The organism is Thioalkalivibrio sp. ALE21 (assembly GCF_003208255.1).
GTDB lineage: Bacteria > Pseudomonadota > Gammaproteobacteria > Ectothiorhodospirales > Ectothiorhodospiraceae > Thioalkalivibrio > Thioalkalivibrio halophilus.
This window is the reverse complement of the sequence record NZ_QKMA01000011.1, coordinates 57,003-82,315: the sequence shown is the minus strand read 5'-3', so window position 1 is coordinate 82,315 and position 25,313 is coordinate 57,003. Positions and strand designations below refer to the sequence as shown.

Sequence of the window (25,313 nt, the reverse complement as noted above, 5' to 3'; positions counted from 1 at the left end):
CTAGGGAAACACTGATCAATGTACACGCTCGCGTTGGCACCCCGGGTTTTCCGAGACAAGGCGCGGTACGCAGCCGGTAGTGGTTCTACCGGCAAGGGCCGCAACGCAGGATCGGGGAACCCGGGGTGCCAACCCCCACAAGTTATTGAATGCAGGGGCTCGGCCGCTTTTGCGCGCGCACGGCGTTGCGGCTCCCTTGTGCAGAATGACTGCACGGCGGTCGCCGCGCCTTGTTCCCACGCAAAAGCGACTCGAGCGCGAGCGTGTACATTGATCAGTGTTTCCCTTGGTATGGATCGATCATCTGCGCGAGGGGGAGCCGGAACTGGAGGTTCTGCTCCATGAATCGCGGGTGCTGGTGCATGTCTTCGTGATCGGCGAGCTCGCATGCGGAAATCTGCGCAACCGGGGCGAGATCCTGCGGCTGCTGGGCGACCTTCCGCACGCGACCCGGGCAACGGACGAGGAGGTGCTCGCGTGCATCGAGGCCCGCGAATTGATGGGTCGCGGTATCGGGTATGCCGATGCCCATCTGCTTGCTTCCGGCTTGCTGACGCCGGGCACGCGTCTGTGGACCCGGGGTCGACGGCTGCATTGTGCGGCCGCCGACCTGGGGATTGCCCGCGGCGCCTGACGAGGCTCAACCTCCGGGGCTGGCATGGAGGGCGCGCTCGAGTGCGTCCAGCAGGGCGTCGACCCGGGCTTCGCTGTGGGCCGCGGACAGGGTGATGCGCAGACGGGCCTGGCCCTCGGGGACCGTGGGCGGGCGGATGGCGGGAACCAGGAAGCCGGCCTGCCGCAGGCGCTCGGCGATGGCCGTGGCGCGCGCCGCATCGCCCAGGATCACCGGCTGGATGGGCGTGTCCGGTGGCGGGTGAGGCAGGCCCAGGGCATCCAGCCCGGCGCCCAGACGCCGGATCAGGGCGCGCAGGTGATCACGGCGGTCGCCGGCCGCCTCGGCGATGCGAACGGACGCCAGGGTGGCGGCGGCCAGCGCGGCGGGCATCGCCGTGGTGTAGATATACGGGCGGGCGGTCTGGATCAGGGTCTCGATCAGCGCTTCACTGCCGGCGACGAAGGCCCCGGCGGTGCCGAAGCCCTTGCCCAGGGTGCCCATCAGGATCGGTACGTCGCCGGCATCCAGGCCGAAATGCTGGCAGCTGCCGCCCCCGGTCTCGCCCAGCACCGTGAAACCGTGGGCGTCGTCCACCATCAGCCAGGCGTCGAACTCGCGGGCCAGCGCGGCCAGCTGTGGCAGCGGCGCGATGTCGCCGTCCATGGAGAAGACCCCGTCGGTGACGATCAGCCGGTGGCCGTTGGCGGGCGCGCGCTCCAGACGCTGGCGCAGATGTTCGGGGTCGGCGTGGCGGTAGCGCTGGCTGCGCGCGCCGGACAGGCGCACGGCGTCGATCAGCGAGGCGTGGTTCCAGCGGTCCTCGAACACCGTGTCGTGGCGCCCGACCAGCGTCTGCACCAGCGCCAGGTTGGCCATGTAGCCGGTGGAGAAGACCAGTGCCCGCTCGCGCCCGGTGAAACGCGCCAGCGCCTGTTCCAGCTCGGCATGGGCCCGGGTGTGGCCGTTGATCAGGTGGGCGGCCCCGGCGCCGGTGGCGTATGCGTCCAGGGCCTCGCGGGCGGCCGCGCTGACCGCCGGATCGGCGGCCAGGCCGAGATAGTCGTTGGAGCAGAAGGCGACGACGCGCTGTCCGTCGATGATCTGCTCCGGCTTTTGTGGCCCGTCCAGCGTGCGCAGGCGGCGCCACAGTCCGGCCTCGCGGACGGTCTCGAGGCGCTTATGGAGGAAGCGTTGCAGGGAGTCGCTCATGCCCGGCCGGGGATGCTGGCAGGCGGGAGGCGTCCGCCCCGGGGTGCCGGGCGGACGCCCGGCCTCACGCGCTGCGCGCGGCGGGTTCGGCGGCGTCCTCGCCGGTGTGCCCGTCGGCGGTTTCCGGCTGCAGGCCCAGGCGCTCGAACAGCGCGAGGTCGTGGTTCTCGCCGGGGTTCGGCGTGGTCAGCAGGGTGTCGCCATAGAACAGCGAGTTGGCGCCGGCGAGAAAGCACAGGGCCTGCATCTCGTCGGACATCTCGGTGCGCCCGGCGGACAGGCGCACGTAGGAGGCGGGCATCACGATGCGCGCGACCGCGATGCTGCGCACGAACTCCAGCGGATCGATGTTCTCCACGTCCTGCAGCGGGGTGCCCTCGACCTGGATCAGCTGGTTGATCGGCACCGATTCCGGGTGCTTGGGCAGGTTGGCCATCTGCTGCAGCATGCGCGCGCGGTCATGGCGCGTCTCGCCCATGCCGAGGATGCCGCCGCAGCAGACGTTCATGCCGGCCTCGCGCACGTGCTCCAGGGTCTCCAGCCGGTCCTGGTAGGTGCGGGTGGAGATGATGTGGCCGTAGAACTCCGGCGAGGTGTCGAGGTTGTGGTTGTAGTAGTCCAGCCCCGCTTCGGACAGGCGCCGGGCCTGCTCCGCCTTCAGCATGCCGAGGGTCATGCAGGTCTCCAGTCCCTCGTCCTTGACCGCGCGCACCATCTCGATCACGCGCTCGAGATTCTTGTCGGTGGGGTTGCGCCAGGCCGCGCCCATGCAGAAGCGGGTCGCGCCCTGGGCGCGGGCGTTGCGCGCGGCCTCGACGACCTCCTCCACTGGCAGCAGGCGCTCGCGTTCCAGTTCGACCTCGTGGTGGGCGCTCTGCGGGCAGTAGGCGCAGTCCTCCGGGCAGGCCCCGGTCTTGATCGACAGCAGCGTGCTGACCTGCACCGCGTTGGGGTCGAAATATTCCCGATGGGCGGTCTGCGCGCGGAAGATCAGGTCGTTCAGCGGCAGATCCAGCAGGGTTTCGACTTCCTCGGTGGTCCAGTCGTGGCGCAGCTCGCTCATAGGTGGTGCTCCTGGTCGGCCTCGGCCGGGACATCGATGTCCGACCATGGCTCGCGATAGATGGTGTAGAGGGCATACAGCGACCACGGCAGCAGGATCACCGCGGCCACGGCCCAGTAGGCGCGATAGTAGTCGATGTCGGGCGGGAAGAAGGTTGCCACTACGATCAGCGCGCCCATCAGGGCGTACAGCCGGTAGGCGGCCCACTGGGTGTGGTGCCCCACGCGCGGGTCGGGGTGATGCTTGTTCAGGGCATAGACGACCATGGAGCCCCCGAACCAGAGGATCAGCGGGACGATCCCGACGATCGCCGCGATGATGAACCCCACGCCGACCCCGTCGCCGCCGACGAGGAACAGGGGGATACCGGCCACGCTGATGACGATGACGTTCCCGATGTCGAACAGCGATGCCGCTCGCCGCGATCGGCGTCCGGAGATGGTCTTCGTTTCCATGAGCTATCCTGCCGGTAAAAGGTCGGAGTTTAGCATCATGGCACGCGGCCCTTCATGGATGACGGGGAAAGCGGGAATGCGGGTACGGCGCTGGCTGGAGGGGCCGTTTCCGTCGGCCTGCGGGCTTTGCGGGGCCGGCGTTGGTCCGGGCGATGCCCTGTGCGCGGGCTGTCTGGCGGAACTGGAACGGGTGGTGGCTCCCTGTACGCGCTGTGGCGAGCCGGACACCGTGGCGGGTCCGTGTCCCCGGTGTCGGGATCGCGAGCCGCGGCTGGCGGCACTGCATGCCCCGTGGCGCTATACCTGGCCGCTGGATCGCCTGATTCTCGCGCGCAAGCATGCCGATGACGCGACCGCGGCACGCGTGCTCCGGGAGCTGGCCCGGCGCGCGGCCGACGAGCTGGCGGATGCACAACGTGGCACGGATCCGGGGCCGGATTGTGTGGTCCCGGTGCCGCTGCATCCCGAGCGTTACCGCGAGCGCGGTTTCAATCAGGCGCTGGAGCTGGCGCAGCAGGTGGCGCGCCGGCTGGAGGTGCCGCTGGCGTCGCGGCTGGTGGTCCGGGTAAGTGCCACCGAGTCGCAGCAGGGGCTGGGGCGGCGCGAACGCCGTCGCAACGTCGCTCGTGCCTTTGCCCTGAGACCCGGTGCGGAATTCCCGGAGGCTGCCCGGGTGCTGCTGGTGGATGACGTGGCGACCACCGGGGCCACGCTGGATGCACTGGCGGAGGCCCTGTATGCGGCGGGGGCGGCGCGGGTGGAGGCGCTGACGCTCGCGCGGGCCTGAGGTGCGTCGTTCGCAGGGCGCGGTTTGCGGCTCAGGCGGCCGCGCGCCACAGGTGGTCGCCGATCATCGCCAGCATCACCACCGCGCCGAGATAATGATTGTTCCTGAACGCCCGCAGGCAGTCGGCCGGCTCGCGTTCGGCGATCAGGAACTGCTGGTAGAACATCAGCGCGGCGACCACCGCCAGCCCGGCCATGTACACCCCGTCGAACTCCAGGTTGCGTCCCAGCAGGAACAGGCCGATCCAGACCATTACCTGAAGCGCCCCGGTGATGGCGCGGTCCAGCTCGCCGAAGGCGATGGCGGTGGATTTCACCCCGATCTTCAGGTCGTCCTCCCGGTCGACCATGCCGTAGAAGGTGTCGTAGACCGTGGTCCATGCGAGGGTGATCACGAACAGCAGCCAGGCCTCCGGCGGCGGCAGTTCGTTGTTGACCGCGGTAAAGGCCATGGGCACCGCCCAGGCGAACGCCGCGCCCAGATGCACCTGCGGGAAATGGTGGAAACGCTTGGAGAACGGATAGGTGCCCGCGAGCAGCACCGCCACCACCGAGAACGCGATGGTCAACGGGTTGGTGAACAGCACCAGCACGAAGGCCACCAGGCACAGCGCCGCGAACACCGCCAGGGCCTCGCGCGGGGTGATGCTGCCGATCGCCAGCGGGCGGTCGCGGGTGCGCGTGACATGGGCGTCGAAATGGCGGTCGGCATAGTCGTTGATCGCGCAGCCGGCCGAGCGCATCAGGGTGACCCCGGCGACGAAGATGAACAGCAGATGCCAGGGTGGCAGGCCGTCGGCGGCGATCCACAACGCCCACAGCGTCGGCCACAGCAGCAGGTAGATGCCCACCGGCCGGTCCAGCCGGGTCAGGCGGGCGTACTCGTACAGGCGCTCGCGCGGGGTCATGGCCGGGGCGGGTCAGTCGGCGGCTTCGTGGCGCAGGGTCGCCAGTACCGGTCCGGTTTCGGGGTGTACCCCGCGCCAGATGGCGAAGGCCTCGGCGGCCTGTTCCACCAGCATGCCCAGACCGTCGCTGCTGAGCGCGCAGCCGGCCGCCTCGGCCCAGTCGAGAAAGCGCAGGGCGGCCGGGCCGTAGACCAGGTCGTAGGCCGTGGTCCGCGGACCGACCAGACCGGCGGGCAGCTCCAGGGCATCCTCGGACAGCCCGGCGGCGGTGGCGTTGAGGATCAGATCGAACGGGGCGTCGGGCAAAGCGTCCAGCGCGCAGGCCTCCAGGCGGGTGTCGCCGGCGAGATCGGCGAAGTCGCGGGCGAGGCCCTCGGCCCGGGCCGGGGTGCGGTTGGCGATCATCAGCGTGGCGGGCCGGCGTTCCAGCAGCGGCTGCAGGATGCCGCGGGTGGCGCCGCCGGCGCCCAGGATCAGGATGCTTCGACCGTTCAGTTCGCAGCCGAGGCGGTCTTCCAGGTCGCGCAGCAGGCCGATGCCGTCGGTGTTGTCGCCATGGATGCGGCCGTCGTCGCCGGTCCACAGGGTGTTGGCGGCCCCGGCGCGGCGGGCCCGGTCGGAGAGCACGGCCGCAAGCTGGCAGGCATCCTCCTTGAACGGCACGGTCACGTTCACGCCACGCAGCTCCCCGGCCAGCCAGCCGCCGACCTCTTCGGCGAACTGCCCCGGGGTGCCGCGGCGCGCCTCGTAGGTCATCGCCTGCCCGGTCTGCTCGGCGAACAGGGTGTGGATGCGCGGCGACAGGGAATGATGGATCGGGTTGCCCACCACCGCGTAGCGATCGGGACGGCTCATGATGTGGCGTCCTCCGCCAGCCATTCGGCCGCCGCCCGGGCGTAATAGGTGAGGATGCCGTCCGCCCCGGCGCGCTTCATGCCGGTCAGGGCCTCCAGCACGCAGGCGCGCTCGTCCAGCCAGCCGCGTTCGGCGGCGGCCTTGAGCATCGCGTATTCGCCGGAGACGTGGTAGACGAAGGTCGGGCGCTGAAAGCGCTCGCGGAGGCGGTGGACCACGTCGAGATACGGCATGCCCGGCTTGACCATCACCATGTCGGCGCCCTCTGCCAGATCGGCGGCCACCTCGTGGATTGCCTCCTCGCCGTTGGCCGGATCCATCTGGTAGGTCTCCTTGCTGCCGCGGCCGAGGTTGCCGGCCGAGCCCACCGCGTCGCGGAACGGGCCGTAGAACGCCGAGGCGTACTTGGCCGAGTAGGCGAGGATGCGCGTGTGGACCTGGCCGTCGTCTTCCAGCGCGCTACGGATGGCGCCGATGCGGCCGTCCATCATGTCCGAGGGCGCGACCACGTCGGCGCCGGCCGCGGCATGCGAACGCGCCTGACGCACCAGGGCCTCCACGGTGATGTCGTTCACCACATAGCCGTCGTCATCGATGATGCCGTCCTGGCCGTGGGTGGTGAACGGATCCAGCGCGACGTCGGTGATCACGCCCAGATCCGGAAGCTCGGCCTTCAGCGCGCGCACCGCGCGCTGGGCGAGGCCCTCCGGGTTCCATGCCTCGGCGGCGTCCAGGCTCTTCTTCTCCGCCGGGACCACCGGAAACAGGGCCAGGGCCGGGATGCCCAGGCGGTGGCCGGCGGCCGCGTCGATCAGCAGCTGGTCAATGGAGACCCGCTCCACGCCGGGCATCGAGGGCACCGGTTCGCGCACCCCTTCGCCTTCGGTCACGAACACCGGCAGGATCAGGTCGTCGGCGCTCAGGCGATGCTCGCGCATCAGCCGCCGGGAGAAGGCATCCCGGCGCATGCGGCGTGGACGGCTGGCAGGATAGGGGGCGATGGGGGCGGTCATATGTGCGCGTCCTCGATCGGGTTTTCTCAGTCAGCCTCGGCCAGCCAGTCGCGGGGCACCAGGTAGCGCTCGTAGAGTTCGGCCTCCGGGGTGCCGGCTTCCGGCCGGTAGTTGTATTCCCAGCGCACCAGCGGGGGCAGCGACATCAGGATCGACTCGGTGCGCCCGCCGGACTGCAGGCCGAACAGGGTACCCCGGTCGTAGACCAGATTGAACTCCACGTAGCGCCCGCGGCGGTAGAGCTGGAACTGGCGTTCACGCTCGCCCCATTCGAGATCGCGGCGGCGGCGCACGATGGGGGCATAGGCCTCGAGGTAGGCGTCCCCCACGCTCTTCATGTAGCCGAAGGCGTGTTCGAAGCCGCCCTCGTTGAAGTCGTCGAAGAACAGCCCGCCGATGCCGCGCGGTTCCCCGCGGTGTTTGAGGAAGAAGTAGTCGTCGCACCACTTCTTGTGCTCGGGGTAGAGGTGCTCGCCGAACGGACGGCAGGCGGCCTCGGCGGTGCGGTGCCAGTGGATGCAGTCCTCGTCGAAGCCGTAGTAGGGCGTCAGGTCGAAACCGCCGCCGAACCACCACACCGGATCCTCGCCCGGTTTCTCCGCGACGAAGATGCGCACGTTGGCGTGCGAGGTGGGCACATAGGGGTTGTGCGGGTGGATCACCAGCGAGACCCCGGCGGCCTGGAACGAGCGCCCGGCGAGTTCCGGGCGGTGGGCGGTGGCCGAGGCCGGCAGGGTGTCGCCCATCACGTGCGAGAAGTTGACCCCGGCTTGCTCGAAGGTCGCGCCGCCGGACAGCACCCGGGTGCGCCCGCCGCCGCCGGCCGGGCGGTCCCAGGCGTCCTCGTGGAAACCGGCCTCGCCGTCGAGTTCCTCGATGCCGGCACAGATGCGGTCCTGCAGCCCCTGCAGGTATTCGGTTACGCGATCGATGGAGACGTCGTCTTCGCGGGCCATGTCGGCTCCTCTCAATGGTCCGGTTCGGGTTCGGGGTCGGCGCCGCCGCGCAGCCAGGCGCCGGTACGCGCGTCGCGGATGGCGGTGGGGCCGGGGAGGTCGCCGCAGGCGGCCTGCAGGATGGCATCCACCCCGTCGCCGAAGCGATGTTCCACGCAGGACCAGTCGGTACAGGGCGCCTCTCCGGCGGGATTGGCGCTGGTGGAGACCAGAGCGCTCTCGGCGGCTGCACACAGTGCGCGGGCCGGAGGATGCGCGGTCACACGTACCGCCAGGGTCTCGTGCTCGCCGCGCAGCAGGGCCGGACACTCGGGGGCGGCCGGCCACAGCCAGGTGACTGGCCCCGGCCAGCTGGCCTCCACCCGGGCGCGCGCCTCGGCATCCAGGGGTGCCAGCCACCCGACAAGACGCTCCAGGCGGTCGCTGATCAGGATCAGGCCCTTGGTGCCGGGGCGGCCCTTCAGGGTGAGGATGCGTTCCACCGCGGCGGGCTCGTCCGGCCGGCAGCCCAGGCCGAACACCCCCTCGGTGGGGTAGGCCACCACACCACCGGCGCGCAGGATGCGCGCCACGGACTCGATGGATGTCGTGCCCCGCCCGGGGGTGGACGCGTCAGTCGGAACCACGGCCGCTGGCGGTAACGGTCTCGTCGCTGGGGGATTTTTCCGTGGAGTCGCCGTCGCTTCCGGCCTTGCCACCCGATTTCTTGCTGGTGGCCTTGCCGGTGGATTTCCCGCTGCCCGATGCACTCGATTTCGTGCCGGTGGACTTCGAACCCGAGGCCTTCGAACCCGAGGCCTTTGAGCCCGTGGATTTCGTTCCCGAGCTCTTCGTGCCTTTTTGGGTTGATGCTTTCGACCCCGTGGACTTTGACTTCGACGCGGTGGATTTCGAAGTGGTCGACCTGGTCGTGGAGGCCTTCTTCGTGCCGCCCGACTTGCTGGCCGCGGCCTTGCCGCCCTTGCGCCCGCGCCCCTTGCGTTCGGGGGCATTGGCGATCAGTTCCTGGCACTGCTCCAGGGTCAGCGACTTGGGATCGGTCTCCTTGGGCACCTTGGCGTTCTTGTTGCCGTCGGTGACATAGGGGCCGTAGCGACCGTTCAGCACCTGGATGCCTTCTTCGTCGAAGCTCTTGATGAAGCGTTCGGCGTCCTTTTTCTTCTTCTCCGCCACCAGTTCCAGGGCGCGCGGCAGCTCGATGGTCCAGACGTCGTCGTCCGGGCCCAGGGAGACGTACCTGGAACCGTACTTCACGTACGGACCGAAGCGCCCGATGTTCACCATCACCGGTTCGCCCTCGGGGGTCTCGCCCAGCTCGCGCGGCAGCTTGAACAGCTCCAGTGCCTCCTCGAGGGTGATCTTGTCCATCTTCTGCCCGGGCAGCAGCCCGGCGAAGCGCGGCTTCTCCTCGTCGTCCTTGGTGCCGATCTGCACGATCGGCCCGAAACGGCCCAGGCGCACACTGACGGGCCGCCCGCTCTTCGGGTCGGTGCCCAGCTCGCGCGACTGCACCGCCTCGGCGCGGGTGACGTTCTCTTCCTTTTCCTTGACCCGGTCGCGGAAATCGCCCCAGAAGTCCTCCAGCACCGGGACCCAGTCCTTTTCCCCGCGCGAGATCGCGTCCAGCTCGTCTTCCAGGTTCGCGGTGAAGTCGTAGTCGACGTAGCGATCGAAATGCTGGGTCAGGAAGCTGTTCACGATCCGGCCGGTGTCGGTCGGGATGAAGCGCTTGCCGTCCATCTCCACGTATTCGCGCGACTGCAGGGTCGAGATGATGCTGGCATAGGTCGACGGGCGGCCGATGCCGTATTCCTCGAGGGTCTTCACCAGGCTGGCCTCGGTGTAGCGCGGCGGCGGCTCGGTGAAGTGCTGGTCGGCGGTGACCTCGTGCAGCGCGACGGTGTCGCCCTCGGCCATCTCCGGCAGGCGCTTGTCCTCGTCGTCGTCCGCGCTGTCGTCGCGGCCCTCCTGATAGACCGCGATGAACCCGGCGTGGCGCAGGGTGGAGCCGGTGGCGCGGAAGCGGTGGTCGCTGTCGCCCGGGACCAGATCGGCGGCCACGGTGTCGAAGGTCGCGTGGATCATCTGGCAGGCCACGGTGCGCTTCCAGATCAGGTCGTACAGCCGGGCCTGGTCGCTGGTCAGGCGGTTGCGGACCTCGTCGGGGATGCGCCGCACCGACGTCGGACGGATCGCCTCGTGGGCCTCCTGCGCGTTCTTCGACTTGGTCTTGTACTGGCGCGGGCTGTCCGGGAGGTTGTCGGCCCCGTAGCGCTCTTCGATCAGGCCGCGGGCCTCGCCGATCGCCTCGCCGGCCAGCGCGACCGAGTCGGTTCGCATGTAGGTGATCAGGCCTTCCGCGCCGGAGCCCAGGTCGATGCCCTCGTACAGCTGCTGGGCGGTGCGCATGGTGCGGCTGGCATTGAAGCCCAGCTTGCGCGAGGCCTCCTGCTGCAGGGTCGAGGTGGTGAACGGCGCGGCCGGGTTGCGGCGGCGCTGTTTCTTCTCGACCTTGGCCACGCGCAGTTCACCGTTCGCGGCCTCGTTCAGGCGGCCCTGCGCATCGTGGGCGAGCTCGGCGCTGTTGAGGTCGAACTGCTGGAGCTTGTTGCCGTCCAGGTGGGTCAGCCGCGCGGTGAACGGCTGGCCCTCGCGTTCGGCCTTCGCGTCGAGCGTCCAGTATTCCTGCGGGACGAAGGCCTCGATCTCGTTCTCGCGCTCGCAGATCATGCGCAGCGCCGGGCTCTGCACGCGTCCGGCGGACAGGCCGCGCTTGATCTTGCGCCACAGCAGCGGCGAGAGGTTGAAGCCGACCAGGTAGTCCAGCGCGCGGCGCGCCTGCTGGGCGTCGATCAGCGGCTGGGCGAGTTCACGCGGCTGTTCGATCGCCTCCTGGATGGCCTTCTTCGTGATCTCGTGGAACACCACGCGGTAGACGTTGCGGCTCTCGAGCAGGCCGCGTTCGCGCAGGACCTCGTAGAGGTGCCAGGAGATCGCCTCGCCTTCGCGGTCGGGGTCAGTCGCGAGGATCAGGTCGTCGGACTTCTTCAGGGCCTTCGCGATCGCGTCGATCTGCTTTTCGCTGCGCTCGATCACGTCGTAGCGCATGCGGAACCCGTCCTCCGGGTCCACTGCCCCCTCCTTGGGCACCAGATCGCGCACATGGCCGTAGGAGGCCATGACCTGATACTCGGGGCCGAGGTACTTCTCGATGGTCTTCCCCTTGGCGGGGGACTCAACAATGACGAGGTGCTTGCTCATGGGGACTCGGGACCGTCTCGGTGGCGGCGGGTTCCGTGGGAGGCGGTGACGCCGGGGTCAGTGCAGATAATCCATCTCGGTGGGGCCGATATGGTCGCGCATGACCTCGTCGAGCCGGGAGTAGGCGACGGCGTCGTCCGGCTGGTTGAACAGCACCATCAGTACCACCCAGCGCAGCTGGTCGAGGTCGATCTCCTCGGCGTCCAGTTCCATGACGCGGTCCATCACCAGTTCGCGGGTGCCGGCACTGAGCAGACCGTTCTGCTCCAGATTGAGGAGGAAGCCGCGGCCTTCCATGTTCAGGCGCTGGCGTTCTTCGGGGGCGAACACGCGGCAGGCCGCGCTGTCACCGCCGCGGCTGGCCAGCGGGGCCTCGCTCATCAGCCGGTCCAGCCAGCCCAGGGCGCGCTCGATCTCGCCGGACGCAAAACCGGCTTCGACCAGCTGCCGCTGCAGCTCGCCGCGATCGGGTTCGGCCTCGGATTCTTCGTCGAGGGTGTGCTCGAACAGATACATGAGCACGTCCAGCACGCTTTCGTTCATGATTCGGGGGATCCTGCGTCGAGGCGCTGATAGCGCCCGTGATCGAGGGCGGCCACGCGGCCATTGAGTTCCAGTAAAACGAGAATGGATGAAAGCGTGTCGATGGTCAATTGAGTCCGGCTGCGCAGGGTTTCCATGTCCACCGGGTCGAAACCCATCGCCTGCAGGACCCTTTCGTGCTCCGGATCCACCGGCTCGGCGGGCGCCGGCCCCGGGGGTTGCGGGGCGGGCGGGACGCCCAGCCAGTCGGCCAGGTCGTCGAGGATCTCGCCGGCGGTCTCGACCAGTTGCGCCCCTTCGCGGATCAACCGGTGGCAGCCCCGGCTGACCGGGCTGAACACCGAGCCCGGGACGGCGTAGACCTGCCGGCCCTGTTCTCCGGCGAGCCGCGCGGTAATCAGCGAGCCGCTGTTGTCGCCCGCTTCCACCACCAGGGTCGCGAGGGCGAGCCCGCTGATCACGCGGTTGCGCTGCGGGAAGTGTCCGGCCTGGGCCTGGGTGCCGGTCGGCCACAGCGACACGATCAGGCCGTGATCGGCGATGCGGTGCCCCAGCCGCCGGTGCGCGGCCGGATAGATGCGGTCGGGGCCCGTTGCGACCACGGCAGTGGTGCGCCCCTGCGGGGCGTCCAGTGCGCCCTGATGGGCGGCGCCGTCGATCCCGCGCGCCAGTCCCGAGGTGATGGTGACCCCGGCGCTCGCCAGCTCGCAAGCGAACTCGCGGGCCAGCTTGAGTCCCTGCGGAGTCGCGTCGCGGCTGCCGATGATGGCCACCTGCGGTGCGGTCAGCAGGGCCGGGTCGCCGTTGAGGAACAGCACCGGCGGGGGGTCGGGCAGTTGCGTCAGCAGCGGCGGATAGTCGGGGTCGTCGCGACACAGGATGCGGTGACGCGCGTCCGCGCGCTCCCAGGCCAGGTCGGCCGCCACGCCGGGGTGGTCATCGTCGGGGTTTTCCGGCGGGGCCACGCCGACGTCGGCGTCCCTCCACTGCCGGGCGGGCGCGGCCAGCGCGGCCTGTGGCGAGCCGAAGGCCTCCAGCAGGCGCTGGATGCGCCGTGGCCCCAGTCCGGGGGTATGCAAAAGACGCAGCCACGGCCCGGGGTCGACCCCGGCCGTGGCTGCGTCGTTGCGGGACTCGCGTTCCATCGCGGAATCCGCCCTGGTGGTCATGGCTTACGGATGGCGGACGGTGTACCCCTCGCGCAGCGTGCGCTCGGATTCGGTCACCAGCACGTAGGAGACCTTCTCGAAGGTCTTGAAGACCATCACCTCGCCGACCCGTTCTTCGGGCAGGTCCACGGACTCGTTGGTCCCGGCGATCGGATCGCGGACCGTCCGGCCGGCGGTGTAGGCGGCGAACACGTGGCCGTTCTCGATGCCGTCGCGCTCGCCGCGGTTGATCACCGCGGCCTGGTAGCGGCCGATCTGGCTGATCGCATCGAACAGCTTGATGACCTGGCCGTCGATGTCTTCCGGCGGGCGGCCGATCTCGAACAGCAAGTCCTGTTCTTCCGCGAACGGAACCAGGCGGTCGCCGCGGATGGTCTCGCGTTCGCCACGGCGGATGTTGGCACGCGCCACGTGCCCGGGTTCGACGATCTCGGCTTCACCCACCGGGATGGTGGCGACGCCCAGTTCCTCGCCGGTGTCCGGATCCAGCAGCATCTCGTCGCGCCGGACGATGTGGTAGATCTCGTATTCTTCCGTGTCCTCGGCATTGCGGACATAAACCCGGTCGCCCGGGCCGTAGATCACGCGATCGTCGTCCGCGGCCACGATGTAGGGCGCCTGTTCCAGGGTCTCCTCGTCGAGGACCTGCGGCTGGAACATGAACGACTGCAGCGTGGAGATCGGCGGGGTGTCGTCGTCGAGCTCCTCCACGCGGACCTCCGGCGAGAGGCGCTTGGTCGGCCGCACGCGCGGGCCGCCGTCGACCGTGATGCGCGGTTCGCCGTCCACGTAGTGGATGCTCAGGACATCGCCCGGATAGATCAGGTGCGGGTTCTCGATCTCCGGATTCACCGCCCAGATCTCCGGCCAGTACCAGGGTTCGTCGAGGTACATTGCGGAGATGTCCCAGAGGGTGTCGCCCTTCTTGACGACGTAGCGCTCCGGCGCCGAGTCCCGGATCTCCGGGGTTTCCTCGGTGGCGGAGCCGCTGGCCTCCTGGCGTTCCCCGTTGTCCGGGGTGGCGGTTTCGGCAGTCCGGTTCTCGGGATCTTCCGTGCCGCTGCCGGTGTCGGTGTCTCCGGTGGCCGCGCAGCCCCCCAGAAACAGCGTTACACTGAACAGTACGCCCGGCAGCACGAAAGAGGTCGTGGTCGCTCTGGTTTTCAACATCATGATTTCCCCTGTCAGGTCCGCACTCCCCGGGGCCATCCTGTGGCCCGGTCCGAATTCGGTGACGCTTCGGCGGATGATGCGGTCCAACGTTAGCAGAATTGACGGGACTGTACAGCACAAAGATTGAGGTTTTTCATGGCGAAGCGAGAAATTCTCCACTTTCCCGATCCCCGGTTGCGGCAGAAGGCCGAACCGGTCACCGAGGTGGATGACTCCATCCGCACACTGGTGGACGACATGTTCGAGACCATGTACGCGGCACCGGGCATCGGCCTGGCGGCGGTGCAGGTGAACGTCCACAAGCGTGTCCTGGTGGCCGACGTCTCCGAGGACCAGAGCCAGCCCCGGGCCCTGATCAATCCGGAGATCCTCGAGACCCGGGGCGAGGAAGAGATGGACGAGGGCTGCCTGTCGGTGCCCGGTTATTACGAGAAGGTGCGGCGCGCGGACTGGATCCGCTTCCGCGCGCTGAGCCGCGACGGCCAGCCGTTCGAGGCCGAGGCCGAAGGGCTGCTGGCGGTGTGCATCCAGCACGAGATCGATCATCTCGACGGCAAGCTGTTCGTGGACTACCTGTCCAGTCTCAAGCGTGGCCGTATCCGCAAGAAGCTGGAGAAGCAGGGCGCGCGCGCCGGCGGGTCCGGCAAGGCCGCGGTGCCCGCGGTCTGATGGCGGCTGCCGACAGGGACGCCCCGGCGCCGCGCATCGTGTACGCGGGAACCCCCGACTTCGCGGTTCCCGCGCTGGAGGCCCTGATCGCGGCGGGTCATCCGCCGGTCGCGGTCTATACCCAGCCGGACCGTCCCGCCGGCCGCGGCCGCAAGCTGCGTCCGGGGCCGGTGAAGCAGGCCGCGATGGCCGCCGGGATCCCGGTGGAGCAGCCGGAATCGCTGCGGGATCCGCAGGCGCGGGCGTGGCTGGCCGAATGGCAGCCGGACCTGCTGGTGGTCGCGGCCTACGGGCTGATCCTGCCGCGCGCGGTGCTGGAGATCCCGCCTCTGGGCGGGGTGAACATCCACGCCTCGCTGTTGCCGCGCTGGCGCGGGGCGGCACCCATCCATCGCGCGATCCTCGCCGGCGACGACGAGACCGGCGTGTGCCTGATGCAGATGGCCCCGGGGCTGGATACCGGCCCGGTGCACGCCTGCTGGCGCCTGCCGCTGGGGCCGCGTGTGACCACCGGCGAGGTCCACGACGCCCTCGCGCGGATGGGGGCGGAACTGCTGGTGGAGCGCCTGCCGGCGATCGCGCGTGGCGAGTCGGTGCCCGAGCCGCAGGACGACGCCCGGGCGACCTATGCCGCCAAGCTCGAGAAGGACGAGGCGCGACTGGACTGGGATCAGCCGACCCGCGAGCTGGACCGCCGCGTGCGCGCCTTCGACCCCTGGCCGGTCGCCTGGACCCGCATGCCGGACGGCGAGGCGGTCCTGCGCATCCATGCCGCCCGGCCCGTTGAGGCGGCGCAAGCGGCGACCATGACGCCCGCCGATGCCGCGCCGGGCACTATCGTCGCCGCGGGCGGCGAGGGCGTGGACGTCGTTACCGGCGACGGTCTCCTGCGTCTGGAGCGCGTGCAGTTGCCCGGCCGGCGGCCGGTGAGAGCCGCCGACTGGGCCAATACCGGTGATCTGACCGGTCAGCGACTCGGAGGTGACGCCTGATGGCCCGCCAGCTTTCTCCCCGCCAGTGCGCCGTGGAGGCCACCGAGCAGGTGGTGCTGCACGGGGCTTCGCTCAACAGCGTGCTCGAACCCGCGGTGGCGGATCTCCCGGCGCGCGAGGCGGCCTGGACCCGTGCACTGGTTTACACCACCCTGCGCTGGTATCCGCAGCTGGAGGTGCTGGTGCGCGAAAGCCTGGACCGGCCGCTGCGGCGCAAGGACGGCGTGATCGGCGTGCTGCTGGCCCAGGGCCTGGCGGAGATCCTGCATTTCTCCACCCGCGATCACGCGGCGGTGCGCGAGACCGCCGAGACCGCGCGTCGCATCCATCGGCCCGGGGCCGTGGGGCTGATCAACGCGATCCTGCGTCGGGCATTGCGCGAGACCGATGCGCTGGAGGCCCGCATCGCCGAGGACCCGGTGTTGCGGCATGCCTGCCCGGCGTGGCTGATCGAGGCGATCGAGGCCGCGTGGCCCGAGCGCGCGGAGGCCGTGCTGGGCGAGTTGCTGCGCGAGGCCCCGCTGACCCTGCGGGTCAATACCCGTCGCTGGAGCCCGGCCGATGCGCTGGCGGCGCTGCGCGAGGCGGGCTTCGAGGCGCGGCTGCACGACGCCCCCGAGGGCGCGCTGACGCTCGAGGCGGCCACCGACGTGACCGCGTTGCCGGGGTTCGGTGACGGCCGGCTGTCGGTTCAGGATGTCTCCGCGCAGTGGGCCGCGCATCTGCTGGCGCCGCGCCCGGGCGAGCGGGTGCTGGATGCCTGTGCCGCCCCCGGCGGCAAGACCGGGCATCTGCTGGAACGCGCCGACGGCGAGCTGGACCTGGTGGCCCTGGACAACGACGCCACGCGCCTGGAACAGGTGCGCGAGAACCTCGACCGGCTGCAGCTGGATGCGACGTTGACCGCGGCGGACCTGGGCGACACCGACACCTGGTGGAACGGGGAGCCGTTCGACGCGATCCTGCTGGACGTGCCCTGTTCCGCCACCGGCGTGATCCGCCGGCATCCGGACATCAAGACCCTGCGCCGGGCCGATGACATCCCGCGTCTGGCCGCCGAACAGGCCCGTCTGCTGCGCGCGGCCTGGGACCTGCTGCGTCCGGGCGGACGCCTGCTGTATGCGACCTGTTCCCTTCTGGACGCGGAAAATCAGGCGGTGGTGACGCCGTTCGCGGACGCGACCGACGATGCGCGCGTCATGGAAGCGGGGCCGGAAGGCCCGATTCCCGGGGCGTCGCCCCGATCCATCGGGGTTTCCATCCCGCCGGGGCTGGCCGGAGGCGACGGCTTCTACTATGCCCTGCTGGAGAAGGTCGGCGACTGATGCCGCGGATCCCGTGGCTGCTGGTGCTGCTGCTGGTGCCGGGGGTGGCCCCGGCACTCGAGATCCGCGACGCCAGCCACCTGTGGCTGGATGACACCACGCTGCTGGCGCGCCTGGATCTGCACATGAACCTGCCCGAAGTCCTGGTGGACGCGCTGGAGAACGGCGTGATCCTGGGGTTTCGGCTGGAGGCGCAGGCGGAGCCCGACCGCATGCTGCCGGGGAGACCGCTGGTACGCGCGGAGAACCGCGTGCAGCTGCGCTACTACCCCCTCAACCGGCATTATCTGGTGACCTCGCGGGATGGCGAGCGCATGGAGCTGCGCCCCACCCTGGGGGATGCTCTGGAGCAGAGCGCCCGCCGTCTGGGGCGGATCCGGCTGGAGGACGTCCCCGAGGCGCTGCGCGAGGCCCCGGGTGACTACCGCCTGAACGCCCGGCTGTCGCTGGACTACACCGCACTGCCGCTGCCGTTGCAGCTGGACGCCGGCCTGCGCGGCGAACTCACGGCCCGTCAGGAGTGGTACGGATGGTCTCTCGACTGAAGAGCCTGCCCTGGGGGCTGCTGGGGATGATCCTGCTGTTCGTCCTCCTGCTGGCCTCGCTGCTGGTGATGGGGGACGCGGCCCAGCACCAGGCGCGTTTCGAACAGCTGTTCATCTGGCTGCTGGTGTTCCACGCCGGGGTGCTGATCGTGCTGGCCGGCCTGATCATCTATCAGGTGGTGCGCATGTTCTGGCAGTACCGCCACGGGGTGCCGGGCAGCCGCCTGACCCTGCGCCTGGTCGGCGGGTTCATGCTGGTCGCGGTGCTGCCGGTCTCGGTGGTGTACTACTTCTCCTACGAATTCCTCAGCGAAGGCGTGGACTCGTGGTTCGACGTGCGCGTGGATTCGGCGCTGGAAGACGCGCTGGAGCTGTCGCGCTCCTCGCTGGACCTGCGCGTGCGGCAGCTGGCCGAGGAGACCCAGGAGATCATGGAAGACCTGGAAGGTGTCTCCGAGGGCCTGATGGGGCTGACCCTCAACGATTACCGGCGCAGTCTGGGGGCCCAGGAGCTGACCCTGGTGGGCGCCAACAACCGCATCATCGCGTCGAGCACCGACAGCCCCATCCGCCAGCTGCCGTCACCGCCAAGCTCCGACATCCTGATGCGCGTGCGGCCGGGCCAGCCCTACTCGCGTCTGGAGCCGCGCCCCGATGACCAGCTGGTGATCCGTGTGGTGGCGACCACGGCCTCGCGCCGACCCGGCACCGACAACCGCATCCTGCAGGCCGTGTACCCCGTGGATCCGCGCATGAGCGCCCTGTCCCTGCGGGTGCAGGACGCGTTCGCCGATTACCGCGAGTTCGCCTATCTGCGCGGGCCGATCACCCAGGGCTTCATCTTCACCATGTCGCTGGCGCTGGCGATTTCGCTGATGGCCGCGCTGTGGGCCGGGCTGGTGGTCGCGCGGCGGCTGGTGCAGCCGGTGTCCGATCTGGTGCAGGGCACGCGCATGGTCGCCGCCGGGGACTACAACACCCGGCTGGAGGTGCGGCGGGCGGACGAACTGGGTTTCCTGGTGCAGTCGTTCAACGCGATGACCCGCACCCTCAGTGAGGCGCGCAACGAGGCCGAGCGCAACCGCCGGCTGCTGGATGCCGAGCGGGCCTATCTCGAGAGCGTGCTCAAGCACCTGCGTTCGGGCGTGCTGGCGTTGGACGGCAGCCTGCGCCTGCGCACCGCCAACGACGCCGCCGGCCAGATCCTCGAATGCGACCTGCCGGGCGCGCGCACCCGCGATATCGCCGAGGTTGGCCGCGAGTGCCCGCTGGTGCACCAGTTCTTCGAGGCCATCCGCGATCCGCTGGCCGGGCACGAGGCGGAATGGTCGCGCCAGGTGGTGGTGTTCACCCGCAGCGGGCGCAAGGTGCTGATGACGCGCGCGGTCTGGCTGCCGACCCCGGGCTCGGGGCGCGGGCTGCACGCGATCGTGTTCGATGACATGACGGAGTTCCTGAAGGCCCAGCGCGATGCGGCCTGGGGCGAGGTGGCGCGGCGCCTGGCCCACGAGATCAAGAACCCGTTGACGCCCATCCAGCTGTCCGCCGAACGTCTCTCGCGCCGGCTGGGCCGGGTGCTGGAGGGGGCCGACCACGAGGTACTGGAACGCGCCACTGGCACCATCATCCAGCAGGTGGAGGCGATGAAGACCCTGGTCAACGCCTTCCGCGACTACGCCCAGGCGCCCAAACTGGAACTCGGCCACACCGACGTGAACCAGCTGGTGCGCGACGTCTCCGAGCTGTATCTGGGCGCGGACGGCAGCTCGCGGGTGCATCTGGATCTGGGCGAGGGAATGCCGCTGATCCGTGCCGACGGCGGTCGCCTGCGTCAGTTGCTGCACAACCTGGTTCGTAACGCCATGGAGGCGGCCGAGGAGCAGGAGCGCGGCGACGACCTGGAGGTGTACGTCTCCACCGACCATGTCGAAAGCGCCTCCGGAAACTGGATCGAACTGCGTGTCCGGGATAACGGTCCCGGGATCCGGCCGGAGCTGCTGGAGCGCATCTTCGAGCCCTACACGACGCACAAGCCGCGTGGAACCGGGCTTGGACTGGCGGTGGCGCAGAAGATCGTCGAGGAGCACGGGGGTATCATCGAGTGCCATAATGATGATTCCGGGGCGGGCGGCGCGGTCTTCGTGATCCGCATCCCGGTGGACGAGGGCGGCCCGTCCGGGGCGTCCGCTGCCGAGGAGGAACAGCCGCAATGAGCGACGCCTACATTCTCGTGGTCGACGACGAGCCCGACATCCGCATGCTGCTGCGCGACGTGCTGGAGGACGAGGGCTACCAGGTGGCGCTCGCGGGCTCGGTGGCCGAGGCCAAGGCACAGCGGCGCAGTCGGCGGCCGGACGCCATCCTGCTGGACGTATGGATGCCCGACGGCGACGGGGTCTCCCTGCTCAAGGAATGGCAGGAGGACGAGGGAGCGATGTGCCCGGTGGTGATGATCTCCGGCCACGGCAATGTCGAAAGCGCGGTGGATGCGACCCGCCTGGGCGCCTACGACTTCATCGAAAAGCCGCTGACCATCGACAAGCTGCTGATCACCCTGAACAACGCGCTGGAGGCCGCGCGCCTGCAGCGGGAAAACACCGGCCTGCGGCGCCAGGTGGCCCCGGTGGCGGACCCGGTGGGCAGCAGCGCGGTGATGGTGAACCTGCGCGACCAGGTGCAGCGCATGGCCCAGCACGATACCTGGGTGCTGATCACCGGCGAGCCGGGGGCCGGCAAGCAGACCTTCGCGCGCATGTTGCACGCCCGCAGCGCGCGGCGCGAAAGCCCGTTCATCGTGGTCTCGGTGGGCTCGATGTCGGGCGACGAGGCGGTGGCCGAGCTGTTCGGCAGCGAGCAGGGCGAGCGGGTGCGCTATGGCCTGCTGGAGCAGGCCTCCGGCGGGGTGCTGTACCTCGACGAGGTTGCGGAGATGGACCTGCAGACTCAGGCGCGTCTGCTGCATGCGCTGGACACCGGGCGCATCACGCGCATCGGCGGGGACCAGCCGATCAGCGTGAACGTGCGCGTGGTGGCGGCCACCCAGCACGATCTGGGCGAGGCGGTGGAGCAGGGGCTGTTCCGCGAGGATCTCTATTACCGCCTCAACGTCCTGCCGCTGAACGTGCCGCCGCTGCGCGAGCACGCCGAGGACATCCCCGAACTGCTGGACTACCATATGCGCCAGCTGCATCAGCAGGAGGGCCTGCCGCAGCGCACGTTCCAGCGCCCGGCCCTGGAGTGCCTGCAGCAGTACCCGTGGCCGGGGAACGTGCGCGAACTGCGCAACCTGGTCCAGCGCCTGATGATCCTGGGCTCCGGCGACGAGATCACCCGTGACGAGGTGGACCGCACCCTGTCGGGGCAGTCGCGGCGGGTGGAAGAGGAGAGCGCCGAGGGGGTGGTGACCATCCCCGACCTGCCCCTGCGCGAGGCGCGCGAACAGTTCGAACGGGAATACCTGATGCAGCAGCTGGAACGCTCCGAGGGCAACATGACCCGACTGGCCGAGCGGGTCGGTCTGGAGCGGACCCATCTTTACCGCAAATTCAAGGCGCTGGGTATCGATCCGCGCCGCGTGAAATCCGACGGCTGACGCATGAAACAGATCATCATCCTGGGGGCCGGTCAGGTCGGTCATTCCCTGGCCGAGGCCCTGAGTGCCGACGGGATCGACATCACCGTCGTCGACAACCGTGCCGAACGCCTGGCCGAGCTGGAAGATCAGTTCGATCTCAAGACGATCCACGGCTTCGGGGCCCATCCGTCGGTGCTGGATGCGGCCGGGGCGCGGGATGCCTCCATGCTGGTGGCGGTGACCGACTCCGACGAGGTCAACATGCTGGCCTGTCAGGTCGGCTCCACGCTGTTCAACATCGAGACCAAGATCGCCCGGGTGCGGGCCCGCGATTATCACGAGACCCCGGAGCTGTTCGCCCAGGACGCGATGCCGGTGGACATGCTGATCTCGCCGGAGGCGATCGTCACCAGTCATATCCAGCGCCTGATCGAGCACCCCGGCTCGCTGCAGGTGCTGGAGTTCGCCGAGGGGCGGGTCTCGCTGGTGGGGGTGCGCGCCTACTACGGCGGGCCGCTGGTGGGCCACGAGCTGAAGAACCTGCGCTACGACATGCCGGGGGTCCATACCCGGGTCGCAGCGATCTTCCGTCAGGACCGTTCCATCCAGCCGGACGGCAACACGGTGGTGGAAGCCGACGACGAGGTGTTCTTCGTCGCGGCGAAGAAGAACATCCGTGCCGTCACCTCCGAGCTGCGCAAGCTGGAGAAGCCCTACAAGCGGATCATGATCGCCGGCGGCGGCAACATCGGCCGGCGGCTGGCCGAAGCGCTGAGCAAGCGCTATCGGGTCAAGGTGATCGAGCGCGATGCGGAGCGGGCGGATCAGCTCGCCCGGGAACTGCCCGGCAACGTGCTGGTGCTGCAGGGCGACAGCGCCGACGACCGCTTCCTCGAGGCGATCAACGTCGAGCACAGCGACGTCTTCTGCGCGGTGACCAACGACGATCAGGCCAACATCTTCGCCGGGATGCTGGCCAAGCGCTACGGCGTGCGCAAGGTGATGTCGCTGATCAACCGCCCGAGCTACGTGGATCTGCTGCAGAGCGGCACCATCGACGTGGCGCTGTCGCCGCAGCAGGCCACGGTGAGCGCCCTGCTGGCCCGGGTGCGCGAGGGCGGGACCGCCACCGTGCATACCCTGCGCCGCGGTGCGGCCGAGGCGATTGAAACCGTAGTCAGCGGCGATTCGCGCACCTCGCAGGTGGTGGACCGCCGGATCGACGAGATCAACCTGCCGGAGGGGGCCAGTGTCGGTGCCGTGGTGCGCGACGACGAGGTCATCATTCCGCACCACGACACGGTGATCCATTCGGGGGATCACGTCATCCTGTTCCTCACCGACCGTGGCAAGGTGAAGCAGGTCCAGCGCCTGTTCCAGCCCAGCCCGCTGTTCTTCTGAGCCGTCCGCCGTGCTCCATCTCGCCTCCACCGCGCGCCTGCTGGGGATCCTGCTCACGCTGTTCAGCCTGAGCATGCTGCCGCCCGCACTCGTCGGGTACATCTACGACGAGTCCACCGCGTACGTGTTCATGCAGGCGTTCATGGTGCTGCTACTGGTCGGCGGGATGCTCTGGGGGCCGCTGTATCGCGCGCATCGCGAACTGCAGCCGCGCGACGGGTTCATCCTGGTGGTGATGTTCTGGCTGGGTCTGGGCCTGGCCGGGGCGACGCCGATGGTGCTCGACCCGCATCTGAACGTCAGTTTCACCGATGCGGCCTTCGAGTCGATGTCGGGGCTGACCACCACTGGCGCCACCGTGCTGACCGGGCTGGACGACATGCCGAAGGCGTTGCTGTGGTATCGCCAGCAGCTTCAATGGATGGGCGGCATGGGCATCATCGTGCTGGCGGTGGCCATCCTGCCGCTGCTGGGCGTGGGCGGCATGCAGCTGTTCAAGGCCGAGACCCCGGGGCCGATCCGCGACAACAAGCTGACCCCGCGCATCGCCGAGACCGCGCGCAACCTGTGGTACATCTACCTCGGCCTGACGGTGGCCTGTGCGGTGGCCTACTGGGTCGCCGGGATGGAGGTCTTCGACGCGATCGCGCATTCCTTCACCACCGTGGCGATCGGCGGGTTCTCCACCTACGACGCCAGCCTTGGCCACTTCGATTCCGCCGCCATCGAGGGCGTGGCGATCGTCTTCATGCTGATCGCCGGGATGAACTTCGCGGTGCATTTCCTCGCCCTGCATCGTGCGTCGGTCGCGCCCTATCGGCGTGACGAGGAGCTGCGCACCTACCTGATCCTGATGGCCTCGGCGGTGGCCGTGGTGGTGGCCTACATGCTGGTGACCGGCTTTGCCGCGGACGGCGCGGACGCCTTCCGTCGGGCCGCGTTCCACGTGGTGTCCATCGGCACCACCACCGGCTACGCCACTGACGACTTCTACCTGTGGCCGGGGTTCCTGCCGGTACTGCTGATCTTCCTGTCGTTCGTCGGTGGCTGCACCGGATCCACCGGTGGCGGCATCAAGGTGGTGCGCGTGCTGCTGCTGATGAAGCAGGGCATGCGCGAGGTGAAGCGCCTGATCCATCCGCATGCGCGCATCGCCGTGAAGGTCAACGGCAAGGAGGCCCCGGACCGCGTGGTGCAGGCGGTGTGGGGTTTTCTCGCGGCCTATGTGATGGTGTTCGTGGTGATGATGCTGGCGGTGATGGCATCCGGACTGGATCAGGTCACGGCCTTCTCGGCGGTGGCGGCCACCCTCAACAACCTCGGCCCCGGCCTGGGCGAGGTGGGGCCGAACTTCCAGTCCATCAACGACTTCAGCAAATGGGTGCTGATCCTCGCCATGCTGATGGGGCGGCTGGAAATCTTCACCGTGCTGGTGCTTCTGTCCCCGGCGTTCTGGCAGCGCTAGGGTAGGAGCGAATTCAAGGACAGGAGGTCGTCCATGTCGCAGATGGTCGAACGTTTCCAGAACATGCTGGACGGAGGCGAGGACTCCGCGATGCTGCGCTTCTCGCTGGGCAACGCCCTGGTGACCGATGGCCAGCAGGCGGCGGCGGTGGAGCACCTGGAGCGCGCGCTGGAGCTGGACGAGGGCTACTCCGCGGCGTGGAAACTGCTGGCAAAGACCCTGGTCGCCCTGGAGCGCCCGCAGCGTGCGCTGGAGGTCTGCGAGCGGGGCATGGCCATCGCCGAGGAGAAGGGCGACCTGCAGGCGGTCAAGGAAATGGAGGTCTCCGCGAAGCGCGCCCGCCGCCTGCTGGAGGCCGGGGGTGAAGCGGACACATGAGCCGTGACGATGCCCCCGGGGAGGAGGCGGACGTCGGCGCCTACCGGGCGCCGCTGACCGCGCGGCATTTCGCCCCCCGCTACTGGCTCACCTGGGTCGGCGTTGCGCTGGCCTGGGTGCTGCAGCAGATCCCGCGTCCGGCCGTGCAGGCGCTGGCCCGGGGTATCGGCCGCCTGCTGTACCGCCGTTCGGGGCGCAGCCGCCGGATCGCCGAGCGCAACCTCGAGCTGTGCTTCCCGCAGCTGGATGCGGCCGAACGCGAGGCGCGGCTGGCCGCCTTCTACCGCTACCAGGCACAGACCGTGCTGGATTATGGCCTGCTGTGGTTCGGCAAGCCCGGCGAGCATGCCTCGCGCATCCGGGTGGACGGGCTGGAGCACTACGAGCGCGCGCGCTCCGAGGGGACCCCGGTGATCATCCTCGCCCCGCACTCGCTGGGGCTGGATTATGGCGGGGTGCGCATGAGCCAGATGTACGACGGGGTCTCCTTCGCCAAGCCGATGAAGAATCCGGTGCTGGAGTGGATCAACCACCGCAGCCGCACCCGTTACTCCGGCGATATCTTTGCCCGCGAGCAGGGGCTGCGCCCGGCGATCCGCCAGCTGCGCCGCGGGCGGTTCTTCTATTACCTGCCGGACGAGGACCTGGGCGCCGACGGGGCGGTGTTCGTGGATTTCTTCGGTGTATCCAAGGCCACGCTGACTGCCCTGGGGCGGCTGGCACGCATGTCGCGGGCGGTGGTGCTGCCGAGTTTCGCCTGGTACGACCTTGCCCGTGACGAATACGTGATGCGCCTGTGGCCTCCAATGGAGGACTTCCCCTCGGGTGACGACGCCGCGGATGCCCGGGCCATGAACGCCGCCGTCGAACGGGGCGTGGAACAGGCCCCGGCGCAGTATCTGTGGACCCTGCGCCTGTTCCGCACCCGGCCCGAGGGCGAGCCTCCGCTCTACTGAT

24 protein-coding genes are annotated in these 25,313 nt (G+C 69.2%); 12 read left to right on the top strand and 12 right to left on the bottom strand.

The features are described from left to right. Positions 1–286: 286 nt before the first annotated feature. A complete protein-coding gene (locus D893_RS10015; protein ID WP_246863910.1) occupies positions 287–634 on the top strand; it encodes a VapC toxin family PIN domain ribonuclease in 348 nt (115 codons plus the stop codon). 6 nt (positions 635–640) lie between these two features. Here D893_RS10015 and bioF read toward each other — a convergent pair whose 3' ends face one another. The 3 genes from bioF to D893_RS10000 all read right to left on the bottom strand — a co-directional run bounded on the left by bioF (position 641) and on the right by D893_RS10000 (position 3,343). Continuing rightward, the gene (bioF, locus tag D893_RS10010) at positions 641–1,825 is read right to left on the bottom strand and encodes an 8-amino-7-oxononanoate synthase (RefSeq protein WP_110619710.1); all 1,185 of its coding nucleotides are present in this window, start codon (positions 1,823–1,825) and stop codon (positions 641–643) included. A 64-nt stretch (positions 1,826–1,889) separates the two neighbouring features. After that, positions 1,890–2,888 carry a biotin synthase BioB gene (bioB, locus tag D893_RS10005; protein WP_110619709.1) on the bottom strand — a complete coding sequence of 333 codons (999 nt, stop codon included), beginning with the start codon at positions 2,886–2,888 and terminating at the stop codon, positions 1,890–1,892. Further along, a complete protein-coding gene (locus D893_RS10000; protein WP_110619708.1) occupies positions 2,885–3,343 on the bottom strand; it encodes a hypothetical protein in 459 nt (152 codons plus the stop codon). The genes bioB and D893_RS10000 overlap by 4 nt, the downstream gene beginning before the upstream one ends. A 76-nt stretch (positions 3,344–3,419) precedes the next feature. Between D893_RS10000 and D893_RS09995 the strand changes: the two genes are divergently transcribed. After that, positions 3,420–4,130, top strand: a complete 711-nt coding sequence (locus D893_RS09995) for a ComF family protein (RefSeq protein ID WP_110619707.1) — start codon at positions 3,420–3,422, stop codon at positions 4,128–4,130. Positions 4,131–4,161: 31 nt separating this feature from the next. Here the strand turns inward: D893_RS09995 and ubiA are convergent, their stop codons facing one another. The 9 genes from ubiA to D893_RS09950 are packed head-to-tail and all read right to left on the bottom strand — an operon-like array spanning position 4,162 to position 14,004. Further along, a complete protein-coding gene (ubiA, locus tag D893_RS09990) occupies positions 4,162–5,037 on the bottom strand; it encodes a 4-hydroxybenzoate octaprenyltransferase (protein WP_110619706.1) in 876 nt (291 codons plus the stop codon). Between the two features lie 12 nt (positions 5,038–5,049). Then, positions 5,050–5,892, bottom strand: coding sequence for a shikimate dehydrogenase (aroE, locus tag D893_RS09985; protein ID WP_110619705.1), 843 nt, complete (start codon positions 5,890–5,892; stop codon positions 5,050–5,052). Beyond that, positions 5,889–6,905: a porphobilinogen synthase gene (hemB, locus tag D893_RS09980; RefSeq protein ID WP_110619704.1), complete on the bottom strand. Its 1,017-nt coding sequence runs from the start codon at positions 6,903–6,905 to the stop codon at positions 5,889–5,891. Before hemB ends, aroE begins: the two co-directional genes overlap by 4 nt. Positions 6,906–6,931: 26 nt before the next feature. Then, positions 6,932–7,861, bottom strand: coding sequence for an oxygen-dependent coproporphyrinogen oxidase (gene hemF / locus D893_RS09975; RefSeq protein WP_077243596.1), 930 nt, complete (start codon positions 7,859–7,861; stop codon positions 6,932–6,934). An 11-nt stretch (positions 7,862–7,872) separates the two neighbouring features. Beyond that, positions 7,873–8,442, bottom strand: coding sequence for a Sua5/YciO/YrdC/YwlC family protein (locus D893_RS09970; RefSeq protein ID WP_024329308.1), 570 nt, complete (start codon positions 8,440–8,442; stop codon positions 7,873–7,875). A 31-nt stretch (positions 8,443–8,473) separates the two neighbouring features. Further along, positions 8,474–11,122: a DNA topoisomerase I gene (locus D893_RS09965; protein WP_110619703.1), complete on the bottom strand. Its 2,649-nt coding sequence runs from the start codon at positions 11,120–11,122 to the stop codon at positions 8,474–8,476. Positions 11,123–11,179: 57 nt separating this feature from the next. Then, on the bottom strand, positions 11,180–11,665 hold the full coding sequence (locus D893_RS09960) for a DUF494 domain-containing protein (protein ID WP_110619702.1): 486 nt from the start codon (positions 11,663–11,665) through the stop codon (positions 11,180–11,182). After that, positions 11,662–12,810, bottom strand: a complete 1,149-nt coding sequence (gene dprA, locus D893_RS09955) for a DNA-processing protein DprA (protein ID WP_110619701.1) — start codon at positions 12,808–12,810, stop codon at positions 11,662–11,664. The genes D893_RS09960 and dprA overlap by 4 nt, the downstream gene beginning before the upstream one ends. Positions 12,811–12,837: 27 nt before the next feature. Beyond that, on the bottom strand, positions 12,838–14,004 hold the full coding sequence (locus D893_RS09950) for a LysM domain-containing protein (protein ID WP_018946674.1): 1,167 nt from the start codon (positions 14,002–14,004) through the stop codon (positions 12,838–12,840). Positions 14,005–14,142: 138 nt separating this feature from the next. Here D893_RS09950 and def point away from each other — a divergent pair, with 138 nt between their 5' ends. Genes def through D893_RS09900 form a run of 10 tightly spaced genes read left to right on the top strand, consistent with a single transcriptional unit; the run spans position 14,143 to position 25,312 of the window. Beyond that, on the top strand, positions 14,143–14,676 hold the full coding sequence (gene def / locus D893_RS09945; RefSeq protein WP_110619700.1) for a peptide deformylase: 534 nt from the start codon (positions 14,143–14,145) through the stop codon (positions 14,674–14,676). Further along, positions 14,676–15,668 carry a methionyl-tRNA formyltransferase gene (fmt, locus tag D893_RS09940; RefSeq protein WP_110619699.1) on the top strand — a complete coding sequence of 331 codons (993 nt, stop codon included), beginning with the start codon at positions 14,676–14,678 and terminating at the stop codon, positions 15,666–15,668. Before def ends, fmt begins: the two co-directional genes overlap by 1 nt. Beyond that, entirely contained in the window at positions 15,668–16,993 is a 1,326-nt protein-coding gene (gene rsmB, locus D893_RS09935) for a 16S rRNA (cytosine(967)-C(5))-methyltransferase RsmB (RefSeq protein ID WP_110619698.1), read from the top strand. Before fmt ends, rsmB begins: the two co-directional genes overlap by 1 nt. Next, positions 16,993–17,538, top strand: a complete 546-nt coding sequence (locus D893_RS09930; RefSeq protein ID WP_110619697.1) for a DUF4390 domain-containing protein — start codon at positions 16,993–16,995, stop codon at positions 17,536–17,538. The genes rsmB and D893_RS09930 overlap by 1 nt, the downstream gene beginning before the upstream one ends. Then, a complete protein-coding gene (locus tag D893_RS09925) occupies positions 17,523–19,751 on the top strand; it encodes an ATP-binding protein (RefSeq protein ID WP_110619696.1) in 2,229 nt (742 codons plus the stop codon). The genes D893_RS09930 and D893_RS09925 overlap by 16 nt, the downstream gene beginning before the upstream one ends. Next, entirely contained in the window at positions 19,748–21,130 is a 1,383-nt protein-coding gene (locus tag D893_RS09920; protein WP_110619695.1) for a sigma-54 dependent transcriptional regulator, read from the top strand. The genes D893_RS09925 and D893_RS09920 overlap by 4 nt, the downstream gene beginning before the upstream one ends. A gap of 3 nt (positions 21,131–21,133) precedes the next feature. Then, the gene (trkA, locus tag D893_RS09915; protein ID WP_110619694.1) at positions 21,134–22,513 is read left to right on the top strand and encodes a Trk system potassium transporter TrkA; all 1,380 of its coding nucleotides are present in this window, start codon (positions 21,134–21,136) and stop codon (positions 22,511–22,513) included. Between the two features lie 10 nt (positions 22,514–22,523). Further along, positions 22,524–23,978, top strand: coding sequence for a TrkH family potassium uptake protein (locus D893_RS09910; protein WP_018946682.1), 1,455 nt, complete (start codon positions 22,524–22,526; stop codon positions 23,976–23,978). A 33-nt stretch (positions 23,979–24,011) separates the two neighbouring features. Next, the gene (locus D893_RS09905) at positions 24,012–24,356 is read left to right on the top strand and encodes a tetratricopeptide repeat protein (protein WP_018935934.1); all 345 of its coding nucleotides are present in this window, start codon (positions 24,012–24,014) and stop codon (positions 24,354–24,356) included. After that, complete coding sequence (locus D893_RS09900) at positions 24,353–25,312, top strand: lysophospholipid acyltransferase family protein (protein WP_110619693.1); 960 nt, start codon at positions 24,353–24,355, stop codon at positions 25,310–25,312. Before D893_RS09905 ends, D893_RS09900 begins: the two co-directional genes overlap by 4 nt. Position 25,313: the final 1 nt, after the last annotated feature.

Bases quoted from the DNA above. Each gene is read 5' to 3' on its own strand.
- trkA (WP_110619694.1), top strand. From the start codon at position 21,134: ATGAAACAGATCATCATCCTGGGGGCCGGTCAGGTCGGTCATTCCCTG.
- hemF (WP_077243596.1), bottom strand. From the start codon at position 7,861: ATGGCCCGCGAAGACGACGTCTCCATCGATCGCGTAACCGAATACCTG.
- D893_RS10000 (WP_110619708.1), bottom strand. From the start codon at position 3,343: ATGGAAACGAAGACCATCTCCGGACGCCGATCGCGGCGAGCGGCATCG.
- fmt (WP_110619699.1), top strand. From the start codon at position 14,676: ATGGCGGCTGCCGACAGGGACGCCCCGGCGCCGCGCATCGTGTACGCG.
- def (WP_110619700.1), top strand. From the start codon at position 14,143: ATGGCGAAGCGAGAAATTCTCCACTTTCCCGATCCCCGGTTGCGGCAG.
- D893_RS09900 (WP_110619693.1), top strand. From the start codon at position 24,353: ATGAGCCGTGACGATGCCCCCGGGGAGGAGGCGGACGTCGGCGCCTAC.
- bioB (WP_110619709.1), bottom strand. From the start codon at position 2,888: ATGAGCGAGCTGCGCCACGACTGGACCACCGAGGAAGTCGAAACCCTG.
- hemB (WP_110619704.1), bottom strand. From the start codon at position 6,905: ATGACCGCCCCCATCGCCCCCTATCCTGCCAGCCGTCCACGCCGCATG.
- D893_RS09925 (WP_110619696.1), top strand. From the start codon at position 17,523: ATGGTCTCTCGACTGAAGAGCCTGCCCTGGGGGCTGCTGGGGATGATC.
- D893_RS09930 (WP_110619697.1), top strand. From the start codon at position 16,993: ATGCCGCGGATCCCGTGGCTGCTGGTGCTGCTGCTGGTGCCGGGGGTG.
- aroE (WP_110619705.1), bottom strand. From the start codon at position 5,892: ATGAGCCGTCCCGATCGCTACGCGGTGGTGGGCAACCCGATCCATCAT.
- dprA (WP_110619701.1), bottom strand. From the start codon at position 12,810: ATGGAACGCGAGTCCCGCAACGACGCAGCCACGGCCGGGGTCGACCCC.
- rsmB (WP_110619698.1), top strand. From the start codon at position 15,668: ATGGCCCGCCAGCTTTCTCCCCGCCAGTGCGCCGTGGAGGCCACCGAG.
- D893_RS09995 (WP_110619707.1), top strand. From the start codon at position 3,420: ATGCGGGTACGGCGCTGGCTGGAGGGGCCGTTTCCGTCGGCCTGCGGG.
- ubiA (WP_110619706.1), bottom strand. From the start codon at position 5,037: ATGACCCCGCGCGAGCGCCTGTACGAGTACGCCCGCCTGACCCGGCTG.
- D893_RS09920 (WP_110619695.1), top strand. From the start codon at position 19,748: ATGAGCGACGCCTACATTCTCGTGGTCGACGACGAGCCCGACATCCGC.
- D893_RS09960 (WP_110619702.1), bottom strand. From the start codon at position 11,665: ATGAACGAAAGCGTGCTGGACGTGCTCATGTATCTGTTCGAGCACACC.
- D893_RS09905 (WP_018935934.1), top strand. From the start codon at position 24,012: ATGTCGCAGATGGTCGAACGTTTCCAGAACATGCTGGACGGAGGCGAG.
- D893_RS09965 (WP_110619703.1), bottom strand. From the start codon at position 11,122: ATGAGCAAGCACCTCGTCATTGTTGAGTCCCCCGCCAAGGGGAAGACC.
- bioF (WP_110619710.1), bottom strand. From the start codon at position 1,825: ATGAGCGACTCCCTGCAACGCTTCCTCCATAAGCGCCTCGAGACCGTC.
- D893_RS09950 (WP_018946674.1), bottom strand. From the start codon at position 14,004: ATGTTGAAAACCAGAGCGACCACGACCTCTTTCGTGCTGCCGGGCGTA.